Here is a 23,256-nt window from a genome sequence, read left to right on the forward strand (position 1 = left end):
GTTTTTTATATCCATCCTGTAATCCGGCGTATTATGTTATTTCCAAACTGAATACAGTTCTACACCCATGTTAGGGTTGGTGAGTGTACTATAATCCAGCCACATACAGCCTGGGTGGGAAGGATCACCTCCACCGGTACCCCAGCTGTTTTGTATCAATACCGCATTTTTAGCATCACTATATCCGATGATACAGATGGCGTGTCCGCCTAACAGTTGTCCGGATACTCTTTTAAATGTGGTGCCATTGCTAAAAGCAGTTTCAAAGCTGCTGTATACATTAAAACCCATTTCAACAGGCAGGTGCATACTTAAAGCTTTTTTAACATCGGCAACAGTAGACAGGGCAGCATAATTCACCACCATATCTGATGCTGCATCCTGGTCCTGCGCATAAGTAGGCGCGTCACAGGGTGAGCCTAAATCGGGATCTGCAGCATAGGAAGGCACACCGGAATTCACCAGAATATCCAGGCCCGGCGCTATGTACATACCATCATTCGGGTCACAGTCTCCTTGTGCAGAGTGATCTTTTTGATAAACATACCAGGGACTTCTTGGGTTAGATACACCAGCAGTTGGAAATTCATTATTCAATGTACCGCTGAGTGCCCAGCCGGAAGACCAGGAAACACAGGTGCCTGTTTGTCCCTGATCACCAATAGCAGGGTGATTTAAGATAATGCTGCTGGGTAAAGCAGCTGGTCCGCCACTTCTTTCATTTGATATTTTTGCGCCAAATCCCTGTTTGATCATACGCGCTTTTACTTCATCAAAATTAATATGACGCATATTCTTAAAAGCGCCAGGGTTAAGGACAGCGCCTAATCCGTGTTTGCCTACGGCAGTCGTTTTTTCAGGAGCAACAGGGGCAGCTGCTTCATTATTTTTCTTACAGGCTGACATGCCAAGGACGATTGCTATCAGTAGCAATAACGAGAATTCTTTTTTCATGGAGAGTTTGTTTAGATTTTGTTTTCGGGTTTAATTGAGTTTCATGGATTACAAAATGGATACAGGTTTTTCAATCATCGTTGTTACTTATATGCCGGGCTATACTAATGATGGGCTTTATGGATGCTCATTCATAAGATCTGGTTTTATATGGGCAATAAATATTACTGATGGCACATCATGAACATGCCATTGCTTATATCTCATTACTCCAACAAGTGGCTTTCTGCCATTAACGATCAGTAAAGGCAATACCTTTCTCCTGAAGGCTTGTGCAAGCAAGACCACCATTAAAATAGTTTCGTTTGAATCGCTGCTTTTGTCAAAGCATTGCGCTATATGGGGAGGATATGAATTCAAAAAGGGCTCCCTCGGCTTATCGTTGCTCAGAAAATTTGCTACCTGAAAACTGAAAGTGCTAAATGGGTTGAAGAATGTAGAACACTAAATACTATATTAAATTATCACTTTTTAAGATGAAAAAAAATTATCTTTTTTGAATCTGTTAACTTTTCTTTAGTATCAAATAAATATCGGTTGCATTTTATATTCAGCGAACAGTAGCAGCCACAATAAAAACAAATGCGCTGTAATCCGCAGCAGTAGGGAGGAATAGCCATATAATCCAAGCCTGTACTGAGATAATGTAGCAATAACATGTTGTAGTTTTCATTTAATCATCAATCTATCAAACCCAATATTTATGAAAACCCACACACGTTATCTAAAACTTTTGCCTTGCATTATCTGTTGCCTGTTGTATAGTGTTCTTCCTGTAAAAGCTGTAAACAGGCTCTCACATTACTTTACAGGCATAGCTACTGATACAGGAAATCCTGTGACCGCTATTATCAGCAGTGCAGAATGGGATGTAATATTTCCACATCGTTTCAATCCGGATGATCGAACCGGCACAGGTACCTTGCCCACTACTGCTGCCAAAGATTTTTATTCCTATAATAATTTTGTAACAGCAGTACTGCGTATGTCTAACATAAAAGCATTACTGGAACGTCGCTGCGGCACTAATTACTATAAGATCACCCGTATTGATAAAACAACGGGAGCAGCTGTTGTGATCCGTAACGATGCCGGTTTTAATGATCCTCAATGGAGTACTAACGCCATCATCAGTCAACAAGTAGATTACGGCACCTTTGCCAATGAAGGGGATGTAACGGCCCGTAAACGGGAGCTGGTGGCATTCCTGGCCAACATATCCCAGGAAACTACTGGTGGCTGGCCTACTGCTCCGGGCGGACAATTTGCCTGGGGACTATACTTCCGGGAAGAGCAGGGATATGAGGGTACCAACAACATTGGCTATCGTGATGAAAGCGATACCCTATATCCTCCGGCGCCGGGAAAATCATACCATGGCAGAGGTCCGATACAAATAAGCTACAATTACAATTACGGACAAGCCAGTGAATTATTATTTGGCAATAAAAATATCCTGTTAGCCAACCCCGAAATGGTGATTCAGGATGGAGCGCTTTCCTTTCAAACGGCCCTTTGGTTCTGGATGACACCACAATACCCGAAACCCTCTTGCCATGATGTAATGGTGCCAGGTAAATGGACGCCCACTGCAACGCAGCAGGCAGGTGGACTAAAGCCTGGTTTTGGTGCTACTGTGAATATTATCAACGGAGGTGTGGAATGTGGAGGACCGCAGGAAAATACGAAAGTGTTGAGCCGTATTGGCCATTATCAACGTTATGCCACCATTAAGCAGGTAAGCCTGGAATTGAATGGTGGTAACAATACCGCCAACTGCGGCTGTGCAAATATGGCCAGGTTTTCTATAGATAATACGGAGTGCAGCAGCCTGACTTCCATTACCTTCTCTCAACCAGCCAATGGCCTTATTACAACTACAGCTTTAATACCTGTTACGCTGGCTGTTTCCAGGAACGATCCCCGCCGGGAGATCTCAAAAATATACATCACCGTTAACGGGCAGCGTTACAACGATTCTGTGGCGCTGTGGACACCACCTGGCTATAAACAATATACAGCTACGGCCACGGCTATACGAAATGATATGGATACCCTCACCACTATGCTCACTTTTGCGGTATGGAACAATCAAACATTTGAAGGATGCAGTAATTTACCTGCCTGGCAATCCGCTCAAAACTATACAACAGCCAACAATATTGTACTATACAACAATAATATCTACCGCAATAAATGGTGGGCAGGAAGCACCAGTATCCCCGGCACCAATGATACCTGGGAGCTGCTTGGCGCCTGTACCGGTCAGCCGCGAACTGATACCGGTTGCAGTGGTATTGCTGCATGGTCCGCATCAAAAGCATATGTCACTAACGATCAGGTAGCATACGCAAACAAAATATACCAGGCAAAATGGTGGACACAAAATAATGCGCCGGATCTTAATAATGGAGATGGTAAACCATGGACGTATATGCGTAACTGTGGTGCGGCAGCCATGCGCAAGGAAGATATTCCCAACCAGCAAAATCCGGTGGTTTATCCGAACCCGGTGAACGGAAACATATTGCATATAACCTTCCAGGCCACGCCGGGAGAAAAGCTGCAACTCGCATTGCTGCATATAACTACCCTGCAACCTTTGTTGCAAAAAAACTATGTGGCAGCACATAAAGGCAACAACACTGTTCAACTGGATGTAAGCCACCTTCCAACAGGTATCTGGATATTAAAAATCACCAGTGACCAATACCGGAAAATACCTGCCACCACTATTATCAAAAATTAGCGCAACGAATTTTATATAATGATCTCAGCGGATTAATAAAAAAGCCAGCAAGCGTACACTTGCTGGCTTTTCCATATGATATATTATCTTGCTAAGATGGCAAAGCGAGTCTTTCAATAGCCTTCTTTTCGTGCTGCTTCAGCTGATGCAGTACATCATCAGTAACAGCAGTGGTTGCTCCCCAGAAAATAGTGTTTGGATAATTTACAAATTTCCCGTGTATGATCTTCACTCTTTCTACATGAAAATCGGATGTAACAATGATCAGTACTGCGGGAGAAAGCGCGTATATAAGTTCCCTCGAAAGGGTAAAGTCTTCTATCGTATTAGTGGAATTTACGGGGGTTGCCAGTGCGCTTACCGGAACACCATGCTTTTGCAGGTACAGGTGTGAATAGTAATAATGTGGATGCGCAGTTTCATTAAAGTGTTTTCCGATCCCTCCTGTACAGGCAATCTGCAGCGCTGTATTGTACTGATAGATATTCAGCACAGCATTCAGCCGCTCCTGTGCCATCAAACTGAGATTTCCGGATAGGTCATTAGGCGCCCCTAATGAAAGGATAAGTCCCTTTACCTTACTTGCGTTCAATAAATCCTGTGTACTTATGCCGTTATTTGTCATGAATTGAAATTTGAAACCGACATCTAAAATATTTCTTTTGATCATTCGTCTACCTAATAATACTTCTATTATTTAACTAAAAACGAAGAATCATGAACTACAATCAGTCATGCGCCGCAAAAGGCAACTACGGAAACAGACACCAGCACCTGTTTAACCGTTCAATGGAAAGGGCTGCCGTAAACATTTACAAAACAGGCAACAGTTACGAAATGCTTGTATTTGCGCCAGGCAGAATCCGGGAAAATTTTAATTTGGATGTAAAGGGAAACGAGCTCACCATTTCGTATGTTCCGCCAGAAGGGTTTCCAAGACCGGAATGGATCAAACGCGAATACAGCCGTGGGGGATTCGTAAGAACTTTTACGCTGGATGAATCAATAGACGCAACCGCCATCAGCGCAAAATACACAGATGGCGTGTTGCTGGTAAGTTTACCTGTTATAGAAGGTAAAGAAGGCGTGCAGCACAAAATACCTGTTGGTTAATCGGGTAAGGATGTTATAACCAGGAAGGTGATAGCTCTTCAGCTATCACCTTCTTTATTGAGCTCTCTTTTCCAGATACTATTATTTATTCGTAGCCGTTCTTCAATAAAATACTGCCACCTTTTTCAAAAGTAATTTCCATCCACCCATCTTTTACTTTTTTTGATTTCACACCTTTCTCCTTTGCAGCTATCCATGTTTTGAAAGGCAATAACAGCGTGGCTTTGCCGCCTTTTTCTGCAACGATTTCCACTTCAGTTGTTTGTCTCCCGCTCCTGCGTGCACTTACCAAAAAAGCGCCTTCTGTGCGCAACTTTTCAAAAGCCAGGCTTTTCCAGCTATCCGGTACAGCCGGAAACAGGTGAATGTAACCAGCATAACTTTGCAGCAACATTTCCTGTACACCGCTGGCAAAAGCGAAGTTTCCTTCCAGTGTAAACGGACGATAGGTAAATCCGGAATAGCCTGATTTGGTTTGATCTCCATTGGCATGGAAACTATTAGGTAAACAAAATGCTTTGGCAAAGATGCGCAACGCATTGGCGGCACCTTCTCCATCGTGCGCACGGGCTTTCATATTGGCCAGCCATGCATAGGAGTAGCCACACCAGGCACTCGGGCCAATGCTATCCAGCAGATGAATGGAATTGCGGATGATAGCCTGATCTGCCGGACCATTTTCCCATCGTATTAATCCCAGTGGATAAATAGACATCATATGCGAGAAGTGGCGGTGCGAGTGGGTGTATGCCATGGCAGGTGTTACCATCAGTTCCTGGTTGCCGGAAACAGCCAGCGGTGGCAATTCCGCTAATATACTGCGCCAGTGGGCTTCTTCCTGTGGCAGGGACAAGGAATGCGCCATGTCAGCGGCCACTGTAAAAGCGTATTTCATGAGCGAGAGGTCGTAGTTAGTGTTTTGTCTGAACCACGCGCTGATATCGTTGTCATTCATTTCTGGACTGGAGCTGATAGGCAGTTGACGCTGTCCGGCTGCATTTTTCTGTGTTACTTTTTCCAGGAATTGTGCGGTTTCTTTTACCCAGGGCCATGCTTGTTTACGCAGGAAACTGCTGTCCATGCTATACTTCCACTGCCAGTAAAAATGCTGCGATAACCAGGCGGAAACTGTAGGTGAGCAGGAATATTGTATCCATCCGCCCATGGGTTGTCCGTCCATTGTTTGTACACCTGGCACATTGATGCCAGGGGATTCGAAATATTGTTGTGTATATTTTTTACTGATAGCTTTTGTTTTGCCTAACCAGTTGGTATACGACGATGCCTCTTCGAGGTGGTTGGCGCTATAGGCCGGCCAGTAGCTCAGTTGGGTGTTAAGATCGTTATGTACATCCCCTTTCCATGGTGGCAGCCTGCCATTATCGGCTGTCCATACTGCCTGTAAGGTAATGACCGGTGTGTTACTGCGGGCTGCTGATCCAAACTTATATTGCTCCAGGTACCATTGTTTTTCAATGAGGGAGTCGGGCAGCTGTATAGCCGATTGTTGCCAGTAGTGTTGCCACCAGTCTTTATGCTGCGTATAGTCGTTAGCGTAAGTATGCGCGATGGTCTGCTTTACCACGGTGGTAGCTGGTATGGATGCAGCAGTACCGGGATAGTGGGAAGAAATGCTCCATGTACCTTTTACGGTATTGGTGGCGGTTCGTTTCCAGGTAACGGCTATTTCGTATTGAAAACCACCCCAGCCTTCCTGCCGGTAAATAATCGTTTGTCCGTTGCCGTTAACGGTGCCTTGTTTGTACCCCAGCCGGGCCAGGTCGTCGCCATCAACAGAGCCACCTGCCGCCTGCTGCTTATTGCCGGCGTATTTAGGGGCCTGTAGTTGCGGTACAAAGTTGGCCCCGATATGTTCAAAGCGGAACCAGCCTACCGGCTGTGTGGCATGTACAAAGGTTTTGAGTGTAACACCGTTTTGCCATTTTACCTGGCAGACCGCTGTTTTTATATCCAGTTCTACGTCGGTAGCCGGCCCCCAGCCATTGGTATCAAATTCCAATGCGCCACCAGGTATTTTGCAGGGCGCTGGCTGTTCTTCGTAAGGGGCATCGAAATATTCCTGTACAATGCCGTAATCTTTTTTGCGTGCCTGCTCATCTACCCAGCGGTAGCGGAACTCGGGTCTGTCGAGCCCTTTCATAGGCCGCAGGTCCCAAAGGTCGGCGCGGTCCAGTGAAAAACGCAGCTTCCCCTCTTTTTGCCATATTAACGCACCCAACATGCCATTGCCTAAAGGAATACCTTCATCCCATGTTTTGGCAAGTGTACTGAAATGGAGATTATGTTGCCGCGTAGGCTGGGCATAGGCCATACTGCCTAAAAGCAACAAGAATAGGATACACGATGGTACTTTATTGTTCATTGTTCTCACTGTTTGTAACAAAGAAAAGCATTTTTTTAGCTTTTAGTATACCCCTGTTCAGGAAAAACATCAAATTTGCCCATACCTTCAGTAAGCGCAAATTGATAAATCGTACACAGTAGTATTAAAATACCAGCAACTACCATTTACATTAAGACTATCAGCCATGAAATTTGAGCTATTACCTGTTATAGAAATAATGCTTGACCTGTATAAAAAACCTGCCAACATCGACAGGTTTACTGCCTATTTAAAGCTACTCCAGGGTAATACAAAGGGAGAGCTGATCATGCCATTGGGAGGCTTTAATCCAATGGGAAAGGAACATGTTTATGCAAAGCTTACGGCCTTAAAAGAGCTGAATGCAGAACAAATAATAGCTGCTACATTAGCAAATCTCAATAAAAAATTAATCAGTGATAAAAATGAAACGGTTTTCAAAGTAGCATTAAATTTATCAGATGATTTAAAAGGCGCATGGACCAATCATTACACAGCTGACTACGACAACAGGTTTAAACTCAACCCGCTGGTAGTCCGTAATTTTTGTATCCCTGTATTCTGGACCAGCGAAATATGCAACGAAAATATCATCACCGAGAGAACTTTAGCATCCTGCTACCGGACATTATACTGGTTATCTCATTCAGCACCAGCCACACTGAAAGAGCATTGCGATCAGGAAAAATTTGTTGCCGCCAAAGTAAATTACCAGGACAAAAGCGGCGTGAATAATTTCAAAAAAGTAGCTGAATACTATCATCAACACCAGGATAGCAAAGACTATAATATCATATTTAATTTTCTGTACGGCGATCAGGCCGCGGAACAACTCAACTTTGTGAGATACGGTGTAGAAGGGGAAATGACCGGGTTGCGCTACATAGCGCAAATAGCAAACAGCTGATGATTACTGAAGGACTTTCCCAAAAAATTGATCCTCCTTTGTCCTATTCTGAAGAACCAGGGTGTTATAGAAGTATATAATAACCTTAAAAATCTATTACGATGAAAGAGTATGTTTTAATATTCAGGATGAGTAACAATGCTGACTTCAGACCAACTCCTGCACAGATGCAGGAAGTGATGACCAGCTGGACAAACTGGATGGGCAGTATTGCTGCCAGGGACAAACTGGTTAACAGCGGCAACCGGCTGGGAATAAAAGAAGCAAAGACAGTGATGTCGGGCAACGTAGTTACTGACGGACCATACACAGAGGTAAAAGAATTTATCAATGGTTACATCACTATAAGATCCAATTCCATTGAAGAGGCTGTTGAAATAGCCAAAGGATGTCCGATGCTTAATGGTGGCGGTAAGGTAGAGGTAAGGGGTGTAGTTACTCCAGAGGATTTCAGTGGATAACATACGTTGGTCACCGTATCTTTACAGTGACCTTTTTTAAGATGGAAAAGCAGCAACTCATACCGGAACTCTATCGCAAAGAGTACAGTAAAATGGTAACCGTGCTTTGCAGCCGTTTGGGAATAACCTTTATCGAAGCTGCAGAGGATATTGTCAGTGATACCTTTTTGACGGCAGCAGAAACCTGGGGAATGAAAGGTGTGCCTGAAAACCCGGCCGCCTGGCTATATACAGTGGCAAAGAACAAAGCCATCAATTACCTGAAACATAACCGGGTAATTGAAAAGCAACTTAAAAGCGACCCGTCGCATAGTAGCGATCAAAGCTTTGAAATGGAGATAGACCTGTCGCCACAAAACATCACCGACAGCCAGTTACAAATGATGTTTGCCATCTGCCATCCTTTGATACCTCCTGAAGCCCAGGTGAGCCTTGCCCTGCGTATCCTTTGTGGATTTACTATAGACGAAATAGCGAGCGCCTTGCTGACCAACAAAGGAACCATAAATAAACGCCTCTTTCGGGCAAAGGAAAAATTAAGAACGGGGAATGTGAAGATCAGCTTCCCCGAAAGCACCGCAATAGATGCCCGGCTTCAAACAGTTTTAATAACCCTTTACCTGCTCTTCAACGAAGGATATTATTCTGCAAGTCCTGATAAAGTATTGCGTAAGGACTTCTGCCTGGAAGCCATGCGCCTGGCTTTATTGCTGGCCGAACATCCTCAAACCCGCAAGCCCGGTGTACATGCCCTGCTTTCCCTGATGTGTTTCCAGGCTTCCCGTTTTGATGCACGAATCACTCAAAGCGGAGACCTGGTCCTGTATGAAAAGCAGGACAGTAGCCTATGGGACACTGATCTTATTAACCGGGGAAATTACTTTTTCGTAAAGGCTTCCGCCACAGGTGAAATATCGAGATATCATGTTGAAGCCGCCATTGCCTGGTGGCATACACATCAGGCCGATACCCGGGAAAAATGGGAAAACATCCTCCGGCTTTATAACCAGCTGTTAATAATAGAATACTCACCCATGGCCGCTTTAAACAGGGCTTATGCCTTTTCCAGGGTATACGGCAAGGAAAAGGCAATCGTGGAAGCAGAAAGCCTTCAGTTGTCCGGCAACCTCTTTTACCACAGTCTGCTCGGAGAACTTTTTACAGATATTGATGACGCGATGGCGATCTGGCATCTTGAACAGGCACTGACCCTCGTGGGCACGCAACCCGAAAGAGCGGTGCTCACAGCGAGGCTTTCCACCCTGATGGATGCAATGAACCGGTAAGTGTATACAGCTTAATATAGGCGTACCCGTTACATCCCCGTTATCAAAAATATATTTATCACTGGGGCATTTTGCTCATATCCATATACAGCACATTCCAGCGATGTCCATCAATGTCAGAAAAAACACAACCATACATCCAACCCTGCATAGCGGATGGTTTGTGGTTACTTGCACCACCTGCTGCGATTGCCTTTTTGGCCATTTCATCTACTTCTTCTTTGCTTGCTGCATCAATCGAAAGCAGTACTTCTGTTGATTGTTGGGTGCTCGTAATATCGTTATTGGTGAACCCTTTAAAAGTTGGCTCATCAAAAAGCATCACAACTACATCTTTGTCGCCGAGCAGCAAGCTGGCTGAGTTTGCAGTGTTCCCATGATTTGTATTCAATTTAAATCCGAGTTCAGTGAAAAACGATTTTGACTTATTGACATCTTTCACTGGCAGGTTGATCCAAAACTGTTTCATACTAAGTTTGTTTTAATTGATTTGTTATTAATATAAACGCGATAATTAAAATCCTTTTTCCAGCAGTACATCAAGCCTGTTAAGCCCTTCACTTAAACCCTGCTCCATACCGGATTTAATTATTCCATCCCGGTCGGCCACTGACCTGAATACCGATTGAATAGTAAGTTTTGTTCTGTTGTTGGGTAATACTTCAAATATAGAGGTATCAAGGCTAACGTGTCCCCGTTCAGGCATTCCTTCAAACTCAAAAGTTTGAATACATCTTTCAGGCGCTGTTACTTCGTGCACCGCACCGTTGAAACTATATTCATTACCTTTTTCATCAGTACTCGTATACCGATAGGAACCACCACTTTTAAAATCGTAATGATTAATTTTCATTTTTAAATTGTCGGGGCCCAAAAACTGTACTAAAATAGCCGGGTCTGAAAATGCTTTAAACACCAATTCACGAGGTGCCTCAAATTCTCTCGTGATGAATAGTTCTTGTTTGCCAGGTTCGGCTGTGACGTGCATTTGGTTTTTCTTTGTCATCTTTTTTTATTTTTTTTTGTTTGCATTCCGATTAATATGTTATCCAACTTTTCAAAGCGATGCTCCCATAATTTTTTGAAATTATCCAACCAGTCAGTTACCTCACTCAGCTTTTGTGGCTGAACGCTACAGTAGCGTTCTCTCCCCTGCTGATTAATAATAATAATCCCACATTCCGTCAGGATCTTTATATGCTTTGAAATTGCCTGCCTGCTCACATCAAAACTATCTGCCACCGCATTTGGCGTCAGTGATTGATGGGCGATGAGATTAATAATCTCCCGCCTGGTAGGGTCTGCAATTGCCTGAAATACATCTCTTCTCATTTTATATCTTTTGCCAGTTACGCAACCGTTCAGTTGCAAATATAAGAGCAACCATTCAGTTGCGCAAATATTTTTTGAATTATTTTTTATTTTCTTTTCAGATGATGATATAAGGAAGACCAAACGTCCAGCTGAAGTTTGAACAGAATTCCATACCTTTCTGAAGCGTATACACTAATTGAGAACAAAGACCATGGTGATCTTTTACCGTTTATAACTTAAATAAAACCTCAGTTTATGGATCCCCAAATTTCAAGAAAATTGAAGATGTTAGGTATGTTATTATTCCTGTTTGGTTTGATAACGGGTTTTGTAATGATGAATTTTAAAAACCCTCGAATGGCCTTGGCTGCCCATCTTGAGGGCGTTATGAATGGAACTTTTCTGGTCGTTGCCGGCTTGATTTGGAACGATTTAAAAATTTCCGAACCCTTAAAAAAAATTACTTGCTGGTCACTGGTCTATGGCACATTCGTTAACTGGTTTATCACTTTGCTCGCAGCGCATCTCGGAACATCTAAGATGACGCCCATTACAGGCCAGGGATATACGGGCACAATGTTCCATGAAAATATTGTTACTGTGGGATTTATTTCTGTGGGATTGACGATGGTTTTTTCTCTTGTTGTAATTGTTTACGGATTAAGAGGAAGAAAAAATTAATACACATAACCAGGATAAGCTTATCGCCGATTTGTAACACTCCTACAGTGTTTAAACCATTTTTTAATCTGTCGTTTATTAAATGACTGCGTAGTCTGCCGTTCTGATATCAGAAAAAGTAAGCCTGATAAAAAAGAGTATGTAAAATTTACCTCTTCTTAACTGCAGCTATCAAAAGAAAAATCGGACGGCGGGTTTCATCCTTCATTTCAGGATACCTGGCCAATACTTCAGCGGCGGGTTGTGGTTCAGATAATTTTGTAATGCTGAAACCGGCATCAATCAGGGAATTAATGAGAGTGGTGATAGTCCGGTGATATTTGATCACATCATTATTGAGAAAGTTTGTTTGTCGCAGCCCTTCATCCTGGTAGCCGTCAACGGGCCAATGCAGACGCTTGCCTTCTGCATCGTAATACCAGTCTTGCGCAGCAAGTGCAGTAAAAACAGGATGCTCCACGGAAAGAACAAATGCACCTCCGGCTACGAGACAGTGATTCACTTTATTGCAAACGATGTCGAAATGCTCAACATAGTGAAGCGCCAGTGAGCTTATCACTACATCAAATGCTCCTTCGGCAAAGTCTATATCCTCAATTGCTTCGCGGCGATACTCAATTGCAGCATCATGGGCGCTCTCCCTGGCACGCGCCAACATATTTTCAGAAATATCTACACCAACCACCGACAGCGCTCCTTGTTCACGCGCATACCGACAGTGCCAGCCAAAGCCACAGCCAAGATCAAGTACTTTTTTACCTTGCAGATCAGGCAGCATTTCCCTGAAAGCATACCACTCCCCTGCGGCCGTCAGCCCATCAATAGAACGACGCATCTGGCTGTAGTTCGCAAAGAAAGCAGGATCATCATATTTGTTCTCTTTCATAAGAAGTCAAATTTATATCTTTATGCCAAATACTGTCGCCGCTTTTTTAAAACCAGTAAATGTTAATTAAGACATCCTACTTTTGCAGGTAACACAGCTGCCTATCCGAACAATATGGAACAATTACCCTTGATTGATATAGATGTATTACTGGAGAAGTCCCCTGGGAAAGGCGGGTGGACCTATGCGCGCCTGCCGGCAATTCCCCGGGATAAACGCAATTTTTTTGGATGGCCCAAAGTGAAAGGTTTTATTGATAGCTATGAAATAGAACAGTGTAACCTGATGCCTATGGGCAATGGCATGTTGTTTCTCCCCGTCAAAGCAGCTATACGCAAACAGATAGGCAAACAGGAAGGTGATTACGTAAGGATTATACTGTATCCTTATACTAACCAGCAAGTGAAGATAGTGCCGGAAGATTTTATGGAATGCCTGCGTGATGAACCAGCCGCGTGGCGCTCATTTCAACAACTCCCGGAAGCAGACCAACAGCAATGTTTTCATTGGCTCATGGAGGCAACTGTTATTGAAGTAAGGATACAACGCATGGCAGCTGCCATTAACAACCTGGCCGCCGGGCGGCCTTATCATTCCTGAAATCGTTATTCTTTCTTCTTCTCATAACCACTCAAAAATGGCTTCAGCAAATCAATAGGAATAGGGAAAATGGTGGTTGAATTTTTCTCTGTTGCAATCTCCCGCAGTGTTTGGAGATAACGTAGCGTCAAGGCACTTGGCTGCTCACTCAGAATTCTTGCCGCATCAGCCAAACGTTGTGACGCCTGGAATTCTCCTTCTGCTGCAATAACTTTTGAACGGCGTTCACGTTCAGCTTCTGCCTGTTTAGCCATTGCCCGCTGCATTTCCTGTGGCAGATCAATCTGCTTCACTTCTACATTGGAAACTTTAATTCCCCATGGTTCAGTATTTGCATCGATGATCTGTTGCAACCTGTGATTGATTTTTTCCCGTTGCGACAACAGGTCGTCCAGTTCAGATTGTCCTAATACACTACGCAATGTTGTTTGTGAGAGCTGGGAGGTAGCCACAAGGTAGTTCTCCACTTCTACAATTGCTTTCTCCGGTTGAATAACGCGGAAATAAATAACGGCATTCACTTTAATGGAAACATTATCCTGCGTGATCACATCCTGTGGTGGCACATCCATCACGACAGTGCGCAAAGTTACTTTCACCATCTTATCAATGATAGGAATAAGAAGAATGAGTCCGGGGCCCCGAACACCGCTACCTTGCAGTCGTCCAAGCCGGAATACCACTCCACGCTCATATTCACGCAGTATCCTCACTGCATTGGCGAGAATAATGATAGCAAAGAATGTAATAACAACAAATGCCACTGGGAAATTTTGCATAAACATTTTATTTAAAATGAGTGCTTAATGAATATGTTCTACACGTAACTGAAGACCTACTATTCCCACTACCTGCACCTTTTCGCCCTTCTCAATTTTTCCGCTGATGGATGTTGCATTCCATGTTTCTCCATGCACCCGGATGGTACCGTTAGGATTGAGCACCTCCAGCGACTCCCCTGTTTTCCCTACTAACCCGTCGATACCACTAACGGGTTTTAACCGTTGTGCCTTCAGCCCAAACCCCAGTATAAAAAGGAAAAACAAGGTAGAAACAAGCGTGGCGCTGATTATAATTGTACGGGAAATTTTAATGTCCGGAGAAGTTGGATCTGCACGGATCAACATCAATGAACCGAGGAAAAGCGCAACAATACCTCCGATAGTCAGCAATCCATGACTGACTATTTTTATCTCCAGTAAAAAAAGAATGATGCCGAAAATAATCAATGCCAGGCCGGCAAAATTAACCGGTAATGTATGAAGCGAATAAAATGCAAGAATAAGGCTGATAACACCAACTATACCCGGAAGAATAGCGCCTGGATTGTATAATTCGAACAGCATACCATATAATCCCAGCAGTAAGAGGATGTATGCAAAATTGGGGTCGCTGAGCACATCCAGTATTTTTTCTTCCGTACCCATTTCCAATGATGTTATATGAGCATTCCTGGTGTGAAGCGTAATGGTTCCGGTAGCCGTCTCAACGGTTTGCCCGTCAATACGATTGAGTAGTTCCTGCATATTGACTGCAACAAGGTTTATCACTTTCTTTTCCAGTGCTTCGTTTGCCGTAATAGAAAGACTCTTACGCACAGCTTCCTCTGCCCATTCCGCGTTTCGTTTTCGTTTTTCAGCAATGGTCCGGATAAAAGCGGCGGCATCATTGGTAACTTTACCATTCATAATTGAATCGCTCTCCCCTTGCAGACTAACAGGATGTGCAGCACCAATATTTGTTCCCGGAGCCATTGCAGCAATATTGGCAGCCAGCGTGATGAAAACGCCCGCAGAACCGGCATGTGCACCGCCAGGCGCAACAAAAACGACGATGGGCATCGGTGATTCCAACATATCGCTGACTATAACACGTGTAGATTTCAACAAGCCGCCTGGCGTATTGAGTTCAATAACCAGGCATTCGGCTTTTTGGTGGCAGGCAGATTCAATTCCACGATGAATAAACTCAGCAGTAACGGGGTTAATGTTACCGTCAATTTTCAGTGAAATAACTGTTTGTGCGGCAAGCAGTGATGGCAGGAAAAATAACAACACTGAAAAAAAAGCACGCTGATTCATAAGAATATTTCTAAATCAAATGAAGCACAGTCTATTGTGTCGTAAAAGCTGTATGTAATTTACTAAAATTCAGGGGTAGTAGGGGCGAAAACGTTTAGGGATATTAAAAAACCATCAGTTATCGCAGTACTTGTTCCTGTATTCAACCGGCGATAACCCTGTTACTTTTTTAAAGGTTGTTCTAAACGCTTTGACATCGGAGTAACCAACATCATACATCAGGTCAATAATGGTTTTTCTGCTCGATTCCAGCCCTTTTTTCACCGCTTCCACCCTAACCCGCTGGATATATTCAACCACTGTATTTAAAGTCGCTTTTTTAAACCTGCGTTCGAAATTTCTTCTGCTGAGTGCTAACATAGATGTTAATTGATCTATTGTTATTTTCTCACAATAATTGTTTTCTATAAATTCCTGTGCTTCTTTTATCGGCTCATCTTCATGATCTTTTTGTCCGATGAAAATAGAAAAAGAGGCCTGGCTTTTCCGTTCAATCTCTATCTCAAACATTTTTGAAACAAGAACAGACATTTCTCTGCCGGCATTTTTTTCTATCAGATACAGGAGAAGATTCAGATAAGAGAATGATCCGCCGCTGGTATAGATTCCCTGCTCATAAGTAATGATTTTATCGTCTACCACTTTCACAGCAGGAAACATTTTTCTGAATTCATTTGCGGCTGCCCAGTGTGTAGCGCATGCTTTCCCATTGAGTAACCCTGTAGAGGCAAGGAAAAATGAGCCGCTGCAAAGGCACCCAATCTCTGCATTATGTTTGTATTGTTTGATTACCCATGGTGCAAACGCTTTGTTGGCTGCTATGATGTTGGCAAAATTACCACAGATCATAGGGATAATGATAAGATCAGTTTGTTCGACATCCTGTATTAACTGATCACAATGAATGGTATAGGCCCCATCATTAATAGCCGTGTCCTTTGAAACGCCCACCAGGTGGATCTCACAAACCGGTGATTTTCCCTGCATGACCGAAAAGTCATTTACCCTGGTAAACAACTGCCGGGTTGCATCAATACTGCTTAGGACTGCATCCTGTAATACAAGTATGGAAATATGTTTCATGATGTAAAGTTAATGATAAAGGGTGTCGTAAATCCCCCCTTTAATTTGCCGTTATTACACCCTGTTTGCTACTTTTAACAAAAGTATCTTTGTGATGGCTCAAAACAGCCACTACAATGAATAAGGTTATATCAAAAGACGGCACTACAATAGTATATGATAAAACCGGTAATGGGCCGGCTGTTATCCTGGTAGACGGTGCATTTTGCAGCAGAAATTTTGGCCCTATGCCCAAACTCACTCCGCTGTTAGCTAAAAGCTTCACCGTTTTTACTTATGATCGCCGTGCCCGTGGCGACAGTGGGGATACCCAACCTTACGCCATTCAGCGGGAGATTGAAGATATTGATGCGTTGATAAAAGTAGCCGGTGGATTTGCCTACCTGTTTGGCATATCATCCGGAGCAGTGCTTTGCATCAAGGCAGTAGCCAGCGGCTTAAACATTACAAAGCTTGCCTTATTTGAGCCTCCTTTTAACATTGGAAGCAGACAACGCCAACCACCGGCAGATGGGGAAGAGCAGCTTACAAAAATGATCGCTGCCCATAAAAAAAGCGATGCTGTTAAGTTTTATCTGACAAAAGTGATCGGGCTGCCGGCAATAGTTCCGTTTATCATGCAATTAACACCCAACTGGTCAAAGATGAAGGCGAATGCCAACTCACTCCCATATGATGCGGCCATTATGGGCAATTTTTTGATGCCCATAGACCAGGTATCCGCTGTTAAAGTGCCAACCATTGTAATAGATAGTGAAAAAAGCCCGGAAGCATTGCGTAAACCAGCGCAGGTGGTAGCTGAAACATTACCTAATGCACAACGAAGATCATTGAAAGGCCAGGTGCATAATGTACCACCAGAGGTGCTTGCACCGGTACTGGTGGATTTTTATAACAACTAGTACGGGAATAAAAGAGGCTTTGCAATCATTCGATTACAAAGCCTCTCTGACCCGGGTTCAACTACTATATTGCTTCGTTATAGATTCCTCTGTCCATTGTAATATTTAATCTTTCAAACATTTCAACAAGATTAAATCCCTGTTGTTTGTATTCAGCCTGCACAATTTCTTTTGCTTTCTTCAGCGCAGCCTCGCTTTCCCACACTGCTGTAGTTACATAAACCAGGTTTCCATGTTCATCGGTGCGTTCATAGGCTGCATCTTCTATAAAACCTGTTATGTTTTTAATCAAATTTCTGTTGATGCTTACTCTTTCTTTAAATTCCTGTTTCGCTTTTCCGGGAACGAGAAATTTGTCAATGAAAATTTGTCTCATGATATTTTTATTTAAGTATTTATAATCTTGTTTGCGTATCTGAATAATTATTTTTTAGCCGGTGGTTTTATTGCATCCGGTGCTATAACACCAATTTGCTGAAAGAAGCCTAATCTGTCGGACTGCATCCATGTGCCAATGATTTTGCCGGCACTAAACTGAAAGATGGAAATGGCATGGTGCGTAACCACTTTGTTGCTCGCCGGGAAACCGTTGAATGAGCCTTTATTGGTTCCTTTCCATGACCATCTTACCATCACTTCATTTCCTTCTGCGATCAAATCTTCAATAGTCCATTTGATGTCCGGAAATGCATTCCTTACGGGAGTAATTGCTTCTGCAAATCCAGCGGGCCCTTTTTCTCCAAGCCCCCCTACATATTCTTCCCCAATAACCTGGTTTAATAATTCCAGTTTGCCGGTGTTAAGGATCTCTTCGTAAAGTTTACGAACTGCTGCCTTGTTATTATCCAGATTTTGACTTACTTCCATTGCTGCTGTTTTTGATTTGTTTAATAAATGATCTGTTTCTACTTGTGAAAACGATGGCATACTTATGAGTAATGCTCCGGATAGGATAAGCCCTATGTTGATGGCTGCTTTCATTTTTCTGAGTTATTATTTACACAAAATTCAGGATTACAGCCACCAAATCATTGTAAAAAATCATTGATTTAGCAAATGGGGGAAATTGAAAAAGGAAAGGACGGAGAAATCTCCGTCCTTTCCTTTTAAGTGGGTATTTAGTTTGCGTTGATCTATTGATCAATAATAAATTTATAGTTGCGGCATAATACCATAATAAGCTATACCCATACTGACATAACCATTAAAGCTTATGCTGGCATTAGTGGTATATATATGATCTGATACTGACGCGTTATAGTAACCGTAAACAGGCACAGTACCTGCTACCGGTGTAGTATATACGTAGCAGGAAATACCTTCATTATGCCACTCCGTGTTGCCATCGAGGATATGAATGTTGGTAGAGTAAATGTGATCAGGATCATTGTCTTTGTAGAACTGGTATAACGCCACTGTACCGGGTACCTGTGAAGCATATACTCTGTGCGTATGCTCAACATAGCCGTATAAAGGGTATATGTATTGCATATTTGCATTAATCCACATATAATGGTCCTGTGTTCCTGAATTATAGAACTGAAAGAAAGCCTGTGGGCCTGGTACGCCTCCGGGTGAATATAAATAGCTTAATGCAAAAACATCAGAGGAAGAAACTGATCTGCTGGTGCGCTCAGGCATGCAGGGCAACATAAAAGATGTTGGTGCTTTTTCAGTAATGATTGTACTCTGAAGTTGTATAGTGTCTGCTTTTACTGTTCCTTCATTAACAGCCAGGCAACCGGTAACGCCACCTTTCACTAAATCAGTATGACGAAAGCCAACGCAGTGGCCCATTTCATGAAAAACGATAGATACCGCCCATCCTGCATTGTTAACAGCAGAAAACCTGGTGGTATTTAAGTAGATAGCCGGATAGGGCTCACCTCCAGAAGGCAAACCGGCGTAACCGTTAGTGGCAGTTGCTTCAGCATATCCATATACAGTGATGTTTGCCTCTGCAGCATTACTGGTGCGTGCAAATCTCAGGCTTGTTCTGGCACCATTAAAACGGTTAATGGCATCATCCACATATGATTCGTATGCTGCTCCGAGAGCCGATACATATATTTTTAAAGTCCGCGGACAGTTAGCTACCAGTTCAGCAGTATGATATTGCTCTACTGGTCCTACCCTTAAAATTTTGGTTTCATGTTTTTTATCCAGCTCAGTTGTCGGTATAAAAATATCACCTTCCACAAGATAGCCTCCGCTCTTTTGAACAACGTTGGCAGTGCTGAATCCCATGTCCTTAATCAGTTCAATAGGCTCTTTTTTTACAGGAGGTACAGGAGGGGTTTCTTTGTCTGGTTCTGTTTTAACACATGAGGAAAACAGCAGGATGATACCTGCAAAAGAAAATAGGCCGAATTTTTTTTCCATTTAGGGATAATTGAGTTAAGAATTGCTTAGTACTAACGAGATTAGGAGAAACAAATATATAAAAATAATAAATTAGTGAAAATTTATTCGTTTAAAGACTTGTGGCTTTTATTCCTCCGGGAAATACAGGCATTATCCAAATACGTACATAAGATAAATGTGGGGTGATGCCGCATACACAGTTACCCGGCTTTCAAAATAAAGACCGGTTACAATACATATAATAGAAATAAAAATAATATAATAATCAGAAAGATTGCTAAATCATTATATATAAAGAGTCTATAAATTACGCCAAAATTGTCTTTAATAATCACCGTTCTTTCGGAATGGGAGCAACTACACCGGAATAAGCTATTAACTTCAAAAACAATGCATAGTAGCTATTTTTCGTGCAAAAAGATTGTCCATTTTAGCTACATTGTAACCAACTTTTATAGGTTGTTATCTTCAGATAGTACAATACAAATAATCTCGCACTATACTGATGAATCTCTCTGAATGTAAACGACGATAATATATTATAGCTTAAAACTGCACACTTTATCATTATTGATACTAAAGCTGCATTTCTATTATATTATGAATATTAATTATATATTTTTTTCATAACAATTAAATCCAACGATTATGTCCAATTTAGCACGTGCCTGCGTTACGCTACCAGGCCAATCCGAAATCAATTCTTTTTCTGAAGAAGTTCAAATGAATACTTTAAAGTGGGTACAAAATTTTGATTTAGCGCCACAGTTTAAATCGATAGCCTGGTATACCAAAGCCCGGTTTGGGCTACAGGCGGCGCGGGAATACCCTAAAGCTACTTTTGATCAGATATGCCTTGCAGGTGATTTGCTCACCTGGTTATTTACTGTTGACGATACCTGTGACCGAGGATCTGATGGCGCCGAAGCAGCGCTAACAATGAAAAACATGCTTTATGAATTCATAGATATCTTAGAGAACGCGGGACACCCCAAGGATAATAATCTGAGTACAGGTTTAGCAAATATTCTGGAACGCTTTCAGGCTATTAGTCCGGTATACCTATATAATCAGTATTGCGACCATATGACGGATTACCTGAGGGAGTGTTTTTTTGAAATCGATATGCAGTTAGATAGGTATATTCCGTCGATAGAAAAGTATTTTGAAATGCGTCCTTTTACAGGATTCTATATTATGTTCCCTCTCGTCGCAATTTTCGAAAAACTAAATTTACCGGACGAAGTATATGAACACAAGATTGTAAAGGAAATTGAACTTATCTTAAATCTTTTAGGTTGTCTTGCAAATGATTTGCATTCAGTTGCGCGGGAAGAAAGTCTTGAAATAGCTGGATTCAATTTAATATTTATTGCACAAAGAGAATTGAATTTAACACATGAAGAAGCCATCCAGTACGTTGTAGATTACCACGATGAATACCTGCTCAAACTTGAACAATGCCGTAAGGAAATTCCTTTTTGGAGCGAAAGTATCAATAACCAATTGGATCAATACATCCAGGGTTTATATACAATAGTTAAGGGTTACGATGATTGGGCAGTGATAGATACCGGACGTTACGAAAGTATATGATGAGGCAGATGTTTGGATAGTTCCAGGTACAATTCCTTGAAATGGACCGGCTTTGTTATGAAAGCTTCAGCGCCTGCGTCCAGCATTTCATCTTTTAAAAAGGCATCTCCTGATACAATCAAAACGGGGATGCCTTTTAGTTCAGCATCATTGTGTAAATACTGTAACAGTTGTTTGCTATCAAATTTTGGCATATTTAAGTCTGAGATAATTACATTAGGTTTTTCCAATCTAATTAAGTTGGCAGCACTTTCTCCGTCCTGGCACAAAATTGAATGTATTCCCATTTCTGCTAGTATTTTAATCAGGAAATCTGAACTTAACTGTTCATCTTCGATAATTAACACGGTTGCACCGGAAAAACAGTCTTTTCTGAACTGAAAGGCCGATTGTGTCCGAACTTTACCTGTACTTAACTCTAACGGAATATTGAATGCTATGGTAGTAGTATGTGGACTTGATTCATCTGGTTCTAATGCAATAGTTCCACCTAACAGCTCAACAAGGTGCTTGGTTATTGATAATCCAAGACCCGTACCTTCTAATTGATTTCGCTGAGATACAAAATTATCGAAAATATTACTGGCTATTTTTGTATCCACAACACCCTCATTCTTAATTTTAAAAATAATTTGCTGCTCTTCTCTTAAACAACTGAATTCTACAATGCTATTGCCAGATGAAAACTTTACAGCATTAGACAAAACGTTGTTGAAAATCTTTTTCAACAACAGATCATCACTGTTGATGGGCTTATCCAGCTGGTTGTCAAACTCAACGTTAATAACTATTCCCCTTGATGCAGCAAGGTAACTATTCATAGCTACGCAATGAGAGATGCATTCCCTTAAATTAATCGGCTCTTTAATAACATTATAGAATCGACCAGATTCAATCCTGGACATATCCAGGACATTATTAACAATGTTGCGGGCTATATAGCAGGAAGAATACAAGTCATCCAATTGCTTTTTTTCAGGATCCACATACTTATCCCGCTTGAGTTGAAATAATTGTGCAATTGAGAATATTGCATTTAGCGGGGTTCTTAATTCGTGATAGGTTTCCCGCAAAAAAATGCTTTTCCTTTCCGAGATCTCTTTTAATTTTCTTTCTGATGATAAGAGGTTATTGATTTGTGTCAAATATGACGACATGATAAATACTATAAATACTAATAGGGTGATATTAGTAAACCACCGCATAGTGTTAGTAACGCCAGGGCTTAAACTAATGGGCTGGATCAATTTATAATAAGAATTTAGCAACACTAAAATTGCTAACAAAATTGTTCCGATCAGACATACAAGTACGGCTCTACGTTCTTTATACAGAAAAAAACCACCACTTAAATGTACTATAATGAGGGTAACAAATACTAAAAGCAACTCCATCGATATACCAGCACCAAGTACTGATCCCCAATAGGCAATAAAGATGGCGTTAACACAAAGCAGTAAAAGATTTGCCTGAAAATATTTTTTGTAGTGGTTAAACCCAATAACAGTAAAAAAACCGATCGTTTCCAGTGGAACTCCAATAATAAAGACGATGGAGTTTTTCAGCAGATAGAAATATGTTCCAATACTCAGCACCAGGAAACTCAGTACCAGCGATATTAAATTAACAATAACTATTTGACGTTTCTCCTCAGCTTTCTCCAAACCTTTTGTTCCCGCGTATACCGGTTTAAGAAGAAATTCTTTCATTGCGTAAACAGATGTATGGTTGCCAGGTTTCATAAACGATTATTAGGAGGATTACATGGTTCTCAAATAGGATCTGGGGGGAATATTAATCTAAAATTACAATAATTTCTAAATATACTAAAAAAGTAAAACTATAACATAATGTGTTAACAATTTGAATTACTTTCTTTTAACGATCACCACTGTA

At 41.9% G+C, this 23,256-nt stretch carries 23 protein-coding genes; 9 read left to right on the plus strand and 14 right to left on the minus strand.

Annotated elements, in window-relative coordinates; translation table 11 throughout:
• Positions 1-36: 36 nt before the first annotated feature.
• Positions 37-954: a C1 family peptidase gene (locus CLV51_RS24870; RefSeq protein WP_106530809.1), complete on the minus strand. Its 918-nt coding sequence runs from the start codon at positions 952-954 to the stop codon at positions 37-39.
• 703 nt (positions 955-1,657) lie between these two features.
• Here CLV51_RS24870 and CLV51_RS24875 point away from each other — a divergent pair.
• Positions 1,658-3,703, plus strand: coding sequence for a glycoside hydrolase family 19 protein (locus tag CLV51_RS24875; protein ID WP_146151372.1), 2,046 nt, complete (start codon positions 1,658-1,660; stop codon positions 3,701-3,703).
• 91 nt (positions 3,704-3,794) lie between these two features.
• Here the strand turns inward: CLV51_RS24875 and CLV51_RS24880 are convergent, their stop codons facing one another.
• The gene (locus tag CLV51_RS24880) at positions 3,795-4,328 is read right to left on the minus strand and encodes a YdcF family protein (RefSeq protein WP_158267147.1); all 534 of its coding nucleotides are present in this window, start codon (positions 4,326-4,328) and stop codon (positions 3,795-3,797) included.
• Between the two features lie 92 nt (positions 4,329-4,420).
• Here CLV51_RS24880 and CLV51_RS24885 point away from each other — a divergent pair, with 92 nt between their 5' ends.
• On the plus strand, positions 4,421-4,816 hold the full coding sequence (locus CLV51_RS24885) for an Hsp20/alpha crystallin family protein (RefSeq protein WP_106530812.1): 396 nt from the start codon (positions 4,421-4,423) through the stop codon (positions 4,814-4,816).
• An 85-nt stretch (positions 4,817-4,901) separates the two neighbouring features.
• On the opposite strand, the gene CLV51_RS24890 is transcribed toward CLV51_RS24885, so the two are convergent.
• Positions 4,902-7,199, minus strand: a complete 2,298-nt coding sequence (locus tag CLV51_RS24890; protein ID WP_106530813.1) for a glycosyl hydrolase family 95 catalytic domain-containing protein — start codon at positions 7,197-7,199, stop codon at positions 4,902-4,904.
• 166 nt (positions 7,200-7,365) lie between these two features.
• Between CLV51_RS24890 and CLV51_RS24895 the strand changes: the two genes are divergently transcribed.
• The 3 genes from CLV51_RS24895 to CLV51_RS24905 all read left to right on the plus strand — a co-directional run bounded on the left by CLV51_RS24895 (position 7,366) and on the right by CLV51_RS24905 (position 9,853).
• Positions 7,366-8,106: a hypothetical protein gene (locus tag CLV51_RS24895; protein WP_106530814.1), complete on the plus strand. Its 741-nt coding sequence runs from the start codon at positions 7,366-7,368 to the stop codon at positions 8,104-8,106.
• A 101-nt stretch (positions 8,107-8,207) separates the two neighbouring features.
• A complete protein-coding gene (locus CLV51_RS24900; RefSeq protein ID WP_106530815.1) occupies positions 8,208-8,567 on the plus strand; it encodes a YciI family protein in 360 nt (119 codons plus the stop codon).
• A 41-nt stretch (positions 8,568-8,608) separates the two neighbouring features.
• On the plus strand, positions 8,609-9,853 hold the full coding sequence (locus CLV51_RS24905; RefSeq protein ID WP_106530920.1) for an RNA polymerase sigma factor: 1,245 nt from the start codon (positions 8,609-8,611) through the stop codon (positions 9,851-9,853).
• Between the two features lie 58 nt (positions 9,854-9,911).
• Here CLV51_RS24905 and CLV51_RS24910 read toward each other — a convergent pair whose 3' ends face one another.
• The 3 genes from CLV51_RS24910 to CLV51_RS24920 are packed head-to-tail and all read right to left on the minus strand — an operon-like array spanning position 9,912 to position 11,185.
• Complete coding sequence (locus CLV51_RS24910; RefSeq protein WP_106530816.1) at positions 9,912-10,322, minus strand: VOC family protein; 411 nt, start codon at positions 10,320-10,322, stop codon at positions 9,912-9,914.
• Between the two features lie 45 nt (positions 10,323-10,367).
• Positions 10,368-10,859 (minus strand): SRPBCC family protein, encoded by a 492-nt coding sequence (locus CLV51_RS24915; protein WP_106530817.1) that lies wholly within the window; start codon positions 10,857-10,859, stop codon positions 10,368-10,370.
• The gene (locus CLV51_RS24920) at positions 10,856-11,185 is read right to left on the minus strand and encodes an ArsR/SmtB family transcription factor (RefSeq protein WP_106530818.1); all 330 of its coding nucleotides are present in this window, start codon (positions 11,183-11,185) and stop codon (positions 10,856-10,858) included. Before CLV51_RS24920 ends, CLV51_RS24915 begins: the two co-directional genes overlap by 4 nt.
• A 237-nt stretch (positions 11,186-11,422) precedes the next feature.
• Between CLV51_RS24920 and CLV51_RS24925 the strand changes: the two genes are divergently transcribed.
• Positions 11,423-11,848, plus strand: a complete 426-nt coding sequence (locus CLV51_RS24925) for a styrene oxide isomerase (protein ID WP_106530819.1) — start codon at positions 11,423-11,425, stop codon at positions 11,846-11,848.
• Positions 11,849-11,996: 148 nt separating this feature from the next.
• Here CLV51_RS24925 and CLV51_RS24930 read toward each other — a convergent pair whose 3' ends face one another.
• Positions 11,997-12,734, minus strand: coding sequence for a class I SAM-dependent methyltransferase (locus tag CLV51_RS24930; protein ID WP_106530820.1), 738 nt, complete (start codon positions 12,732-12,734; stop codon positions 11,997-11,999).
• Positions 12,735-12,848: 114 nt separating this feature from the next.
• Between CLV51_RS24930 and CLV51_RS24935 the strand changes: the two genes are divergently transcribed.
• Complete coding sequence (locus CLV51_RS24935) at positions 12,849-13,334, plus strand: YdeI/OmpD-associated family protein (RefSeq protein WP_106530821.1); 486 nt, start codon at positions 12,849-12,851, stop codon at positions 13,332-13,334.
• Between the two features lie 5 nt (positions 13,335-13,339).
• On the opposite strand, the gene CLV51_RS24940 is transcribed toward CLV51_RS24935, so the two are convergent.
• The 3 genes from CLV51_RS24940 to CLV51_RS24950 all read right to left on the minus strand — a co-directional run bounded on the left by CLV51_RS24940 (position 13,340) and on the right by CLV51_RS24950 (position 16,498).
• Entirely contained in the window at positions 13,340-14,113 is a 774-nt protein-coding gene (locus tag CLV51_RS24940; protein ID WP_106530822.1) for a slipin family protein, read from the minus strand.
• A gap of 24 nt (positions 14,114-14,137) precedes the next feature.
• The gene (locus CLV51_RS24945; protein ID WP_106530823.1) at positions 14,138-15,415 is read right to left on the minus strand and encodes an NfeD family protein; all 1,278 of its coding nucleotides are present in this window, start codon (positions 15,413-15,415) and stop codon (positions 14,138-14,140) included.
• Positions 15,416-15,529: 114 nt separating this feature from the next.
• Positions 15,530-16,498 (minus strand): GlxA family transcriptional regulator, encoded by a 969-nt coding sequence (locus tag CLV51_RS24950; RefSeq protein ID WP_106530824.1) that lies wholly within the window; start codon positions 16,496-16,498, stop codon positions 15,530-15,532.
• Between the two features lie 116 nt (positions 16,499-16,614).
• Here CLV51_RS24950 and CLV51_RS24955 point away from each other — a divergent pair, with 116 nt between their 5' ends.
• A complete protein-coding gene (locus CLV51_RS24955; protein WP_106530825.1) occupies positions 16,615-17,400 on the plus strand; it encodes an alpha/beta fold hydrolase in 786 nt (261 codons plus the stop codon).
• Positions 17,401-17,464: 64 nt separating this feature from the next.
• Here the strand turns inward: CLV51_RS24955 and CLV51_RS24960 are convergent, their stop codons facing one another.
• The 3 genes from CLV51_RS24960 to CLV51_RS24970 form a co-directional block, all read right to left on the minus strand.
• Complete coding sequence (locus CLV51_RS24960; RefSeq protein WP_106530826.1) at positions 17,465-17,776, minus strand: antibiotic biosynthesis monooxygenase; 312 nt, start codon at positions 17,774-17,776, stop codon at positions 17,465-17,467.
• Positions 17,777-17,823: 47 nt separating this feature from the next.
• Positions 17,824-18,381, minus strand: a complete 558-nt coding sequence (locus CLV51_RS24965; protein ID WP_106530827.1) for an ester cyclase — start codon at positions 18,379-18,381, stop codon at positions 17,824-17,826.
• A gap of 171 nt (positions 18,382-18,552) precedes the next feature.
• Positions 18,553-19,782 (minus strand): M57 family metalloprotease, encoded by a 1,230-nt coding sequence (locus tag CLV51_RS24970; RefSeq protein WP_106530828.1) that lies wholly within the window; start codon positions 19,780-19,782, stop codon positions 18,553-18,555.
• Positions 19,783-20,412: 630 nt separating this feature from the next.
• Between CLV51_RS24970 and CLV51_RS24975 the strand changes: the two genes are divergently transcribed.
• The gene (locus tag CLV51_RS24975) at positions 20,413-21,360 is read left to right on the plus strand and encodes a terpene synthase family protein (protein ID WP_106530829.1); all 948 of its coding nucleotides are present in this window, start codon (positions 20,413-20,415) and stop codon (positions 21,358-21,360) included.
• On the opposite strand, the gene CLV51_RS24980 is transcribed toward CLV51_RS24975, so the two are convergent.
• Positions 21,345-23,102, minus strand: a complete 1,758-nt coding sequence (locus tag CLV51_RS24980; protein ID WP_106530830.1) for a hybrid sensor histidine kinase/response regulator — start codon at positions 23,100-23,102, stop codon at positions 21,345-21,347. The genes CLV51_RS24975 and CLV51_RS24980 overlap by 16 nt on opposite strands.
• Between the last annotated feature and the right edge of the window lie 154 nt (positions 23,103-23,256).

The sequence above is a fragment of the Chitinophaga niastensis genome (assembly GCF_003014755.1).
GTDB lineage: Bacteria > Bacteroidota > Bacteroidia > Chitinophagales > Chitinophagaceae > Chitinophaga > Chitinophaga niastensis.

Bases quoted from the DNA above. Each gene is read 5' to 3' on its own strand.
- CLV51_RS24900 (WP_106530815.1), top strand. From the start codon at position 8,208: ATGAAAGAGTATGTTTTAATATTCAGGATGAGTAACAATGCTGACTTC.
- CLV51_RS24910 (WP_106530816.1), bottom strand. From the start codon at position 10,322: ATGAAACAGTTTTGGATCAACCTGCCAGTGAAAGATGTCAATAAGTCA.
- CLV51_RS24945 (WP_106530823.1), bottom strand. From the start codon at position 15,415: ATGAATCAGCGTGCTTTTTTTTCAGTGTTGTTATTTTTCCTGCCATCA.
- CLV51_RS24880 (WP_158267147.1), bottom strand. From the start codon at position 4,328: ATGACAAATAACGGCATAAGTACACAGGATTTATTGAACGCAAGTAAG.
- CLV51_RS24885 (WP_106530812.1), top strand. From the start codon at position 4,421: ATGAACTACAATCAGTCATGCGCCGCAAAAGGCAACTACGGAAACAGA.
- CLV51_RS24980 (WP_106530830.1), bottom strand. From the start codon at position 23,102: ATGAAACCTGGCAACCATACATCTGTTTACGCAATGAAAGAATTTCTT.
- CLV51_RS24915 (WP_106530817.1), bottom strand. From the start codon at position 10,859: ATGACAAAGAAAAACCAAATGCACGTCACAGCCGAACCTGGCAAACAA.
- CLV51_RS24925 (WP_106530819.1), top strand. From the start codon at position 11,423: ATGGATCCCCAAATTTCAAGAAAATTGAAGATGTTAGGTATGTTATTA.
- CLV51_RS24970 (WP_106530828.1), bottom strand. From the start codon at position 19,782: ATGGAAAAAAAATTCGGCCTATTTTCTTTTGCAGGTATCATCCTGCTG.
- CLV51_RS24930 (WP_106530820.1), bottom strand. From the start codon at position 12,734: ATGAAAGAGAACAAATATGATGATCCTGCTTTCTTTGCGAACTACAGC.
- CLV51_RS24870 (WP_106530809.1), bottom strand. From the start codon at position 954: ATGAAAAAAGAATTCTCGTTATTGCTACTGATAGCAATCGTCCTTGGC.
- CLV51_RS24895 (WP_106530814.1), top strand. From the start codon at position 7,366: ATGAAATTTGAGCTATTACCTGTTATAGAAATAATGCTTGACCTGTAT.
- CLV51_RS24905 (WP_106530920.1), top strand. From the start codon at position 8,609: ATGGAAAAGCAGCAACTCATACCGGAACTCTATCGCAAAGAGTACAGT.
- CLV51_RS24935 (WP_106530821.1), top strand. From the start codon at position 12,849: ATGGAACAATTACCCTTGATTGATATAGATGTATTACTGGAGAAGTCC.
- CLV51_RS24875 (WP_146151372.1), top strand. From the start codon at position 1,658: ATGAAAACCCACACACGTTATCTAAAACTTTTGCCTTGCATTATCTGT.
- CLV51_RS24965 (WP_106530827.1), bottom strand. From the start codon at position 18,381: ATGAAAGCAGCCATCAACATAGGGCTTATCCTATCCGGAGCATTACTC.
- CLV51_RS24975 (WP_106530829.1), top strand. From the start codon at position 20,413: ATGTCCAATTTAGCACGTGCCTGCGTTACGCTACCAGGCCAATCCGAA.
- CLV51_RS24960 (WP_106530826.1), bottom strand. From the start codon at position 17,776: ATGAGACAAATTTTCATTGACAAATTTCTCGTTCCCGGAAAAGCGAAA.
- CLV51_RS24890 (WP_106530813.1), bottom strand. From the start codon at position 7,199: ATGAACAATAAAGTACCATCGTGTATCCTATTCTTGTTGCTTTTAGGC.
- CLV51_RS24950 (WP_106530824.1), bottom strand. From the start codon at position 16,498: ATGAAACATATTTCCATACTTGTATTACAGGATGCAGTCCTAAGCAGT.
- CLV51_RS24955 (WP_106530825.1), top strand. From the start codon at position 16,615: ATGAATAAGGTTATATCAAAAGACGGCACTACAATAGTATATGATAAA.
- CLV51_RS24920 (WP_106530818.1), bottom strand. From the start codon at position 11,185: ATGAGAAGAGATGTATTTCAGGCAATTGCAGACCCTACCAGGCGGGAG.
- CLV51_RS24940 (WP_106530822.1), bottom strand. From the start codon at position 14,113: ATGCAAAATTTCCCAGTGGCATTTGTTGTTATTACATTCTTTGCTATC.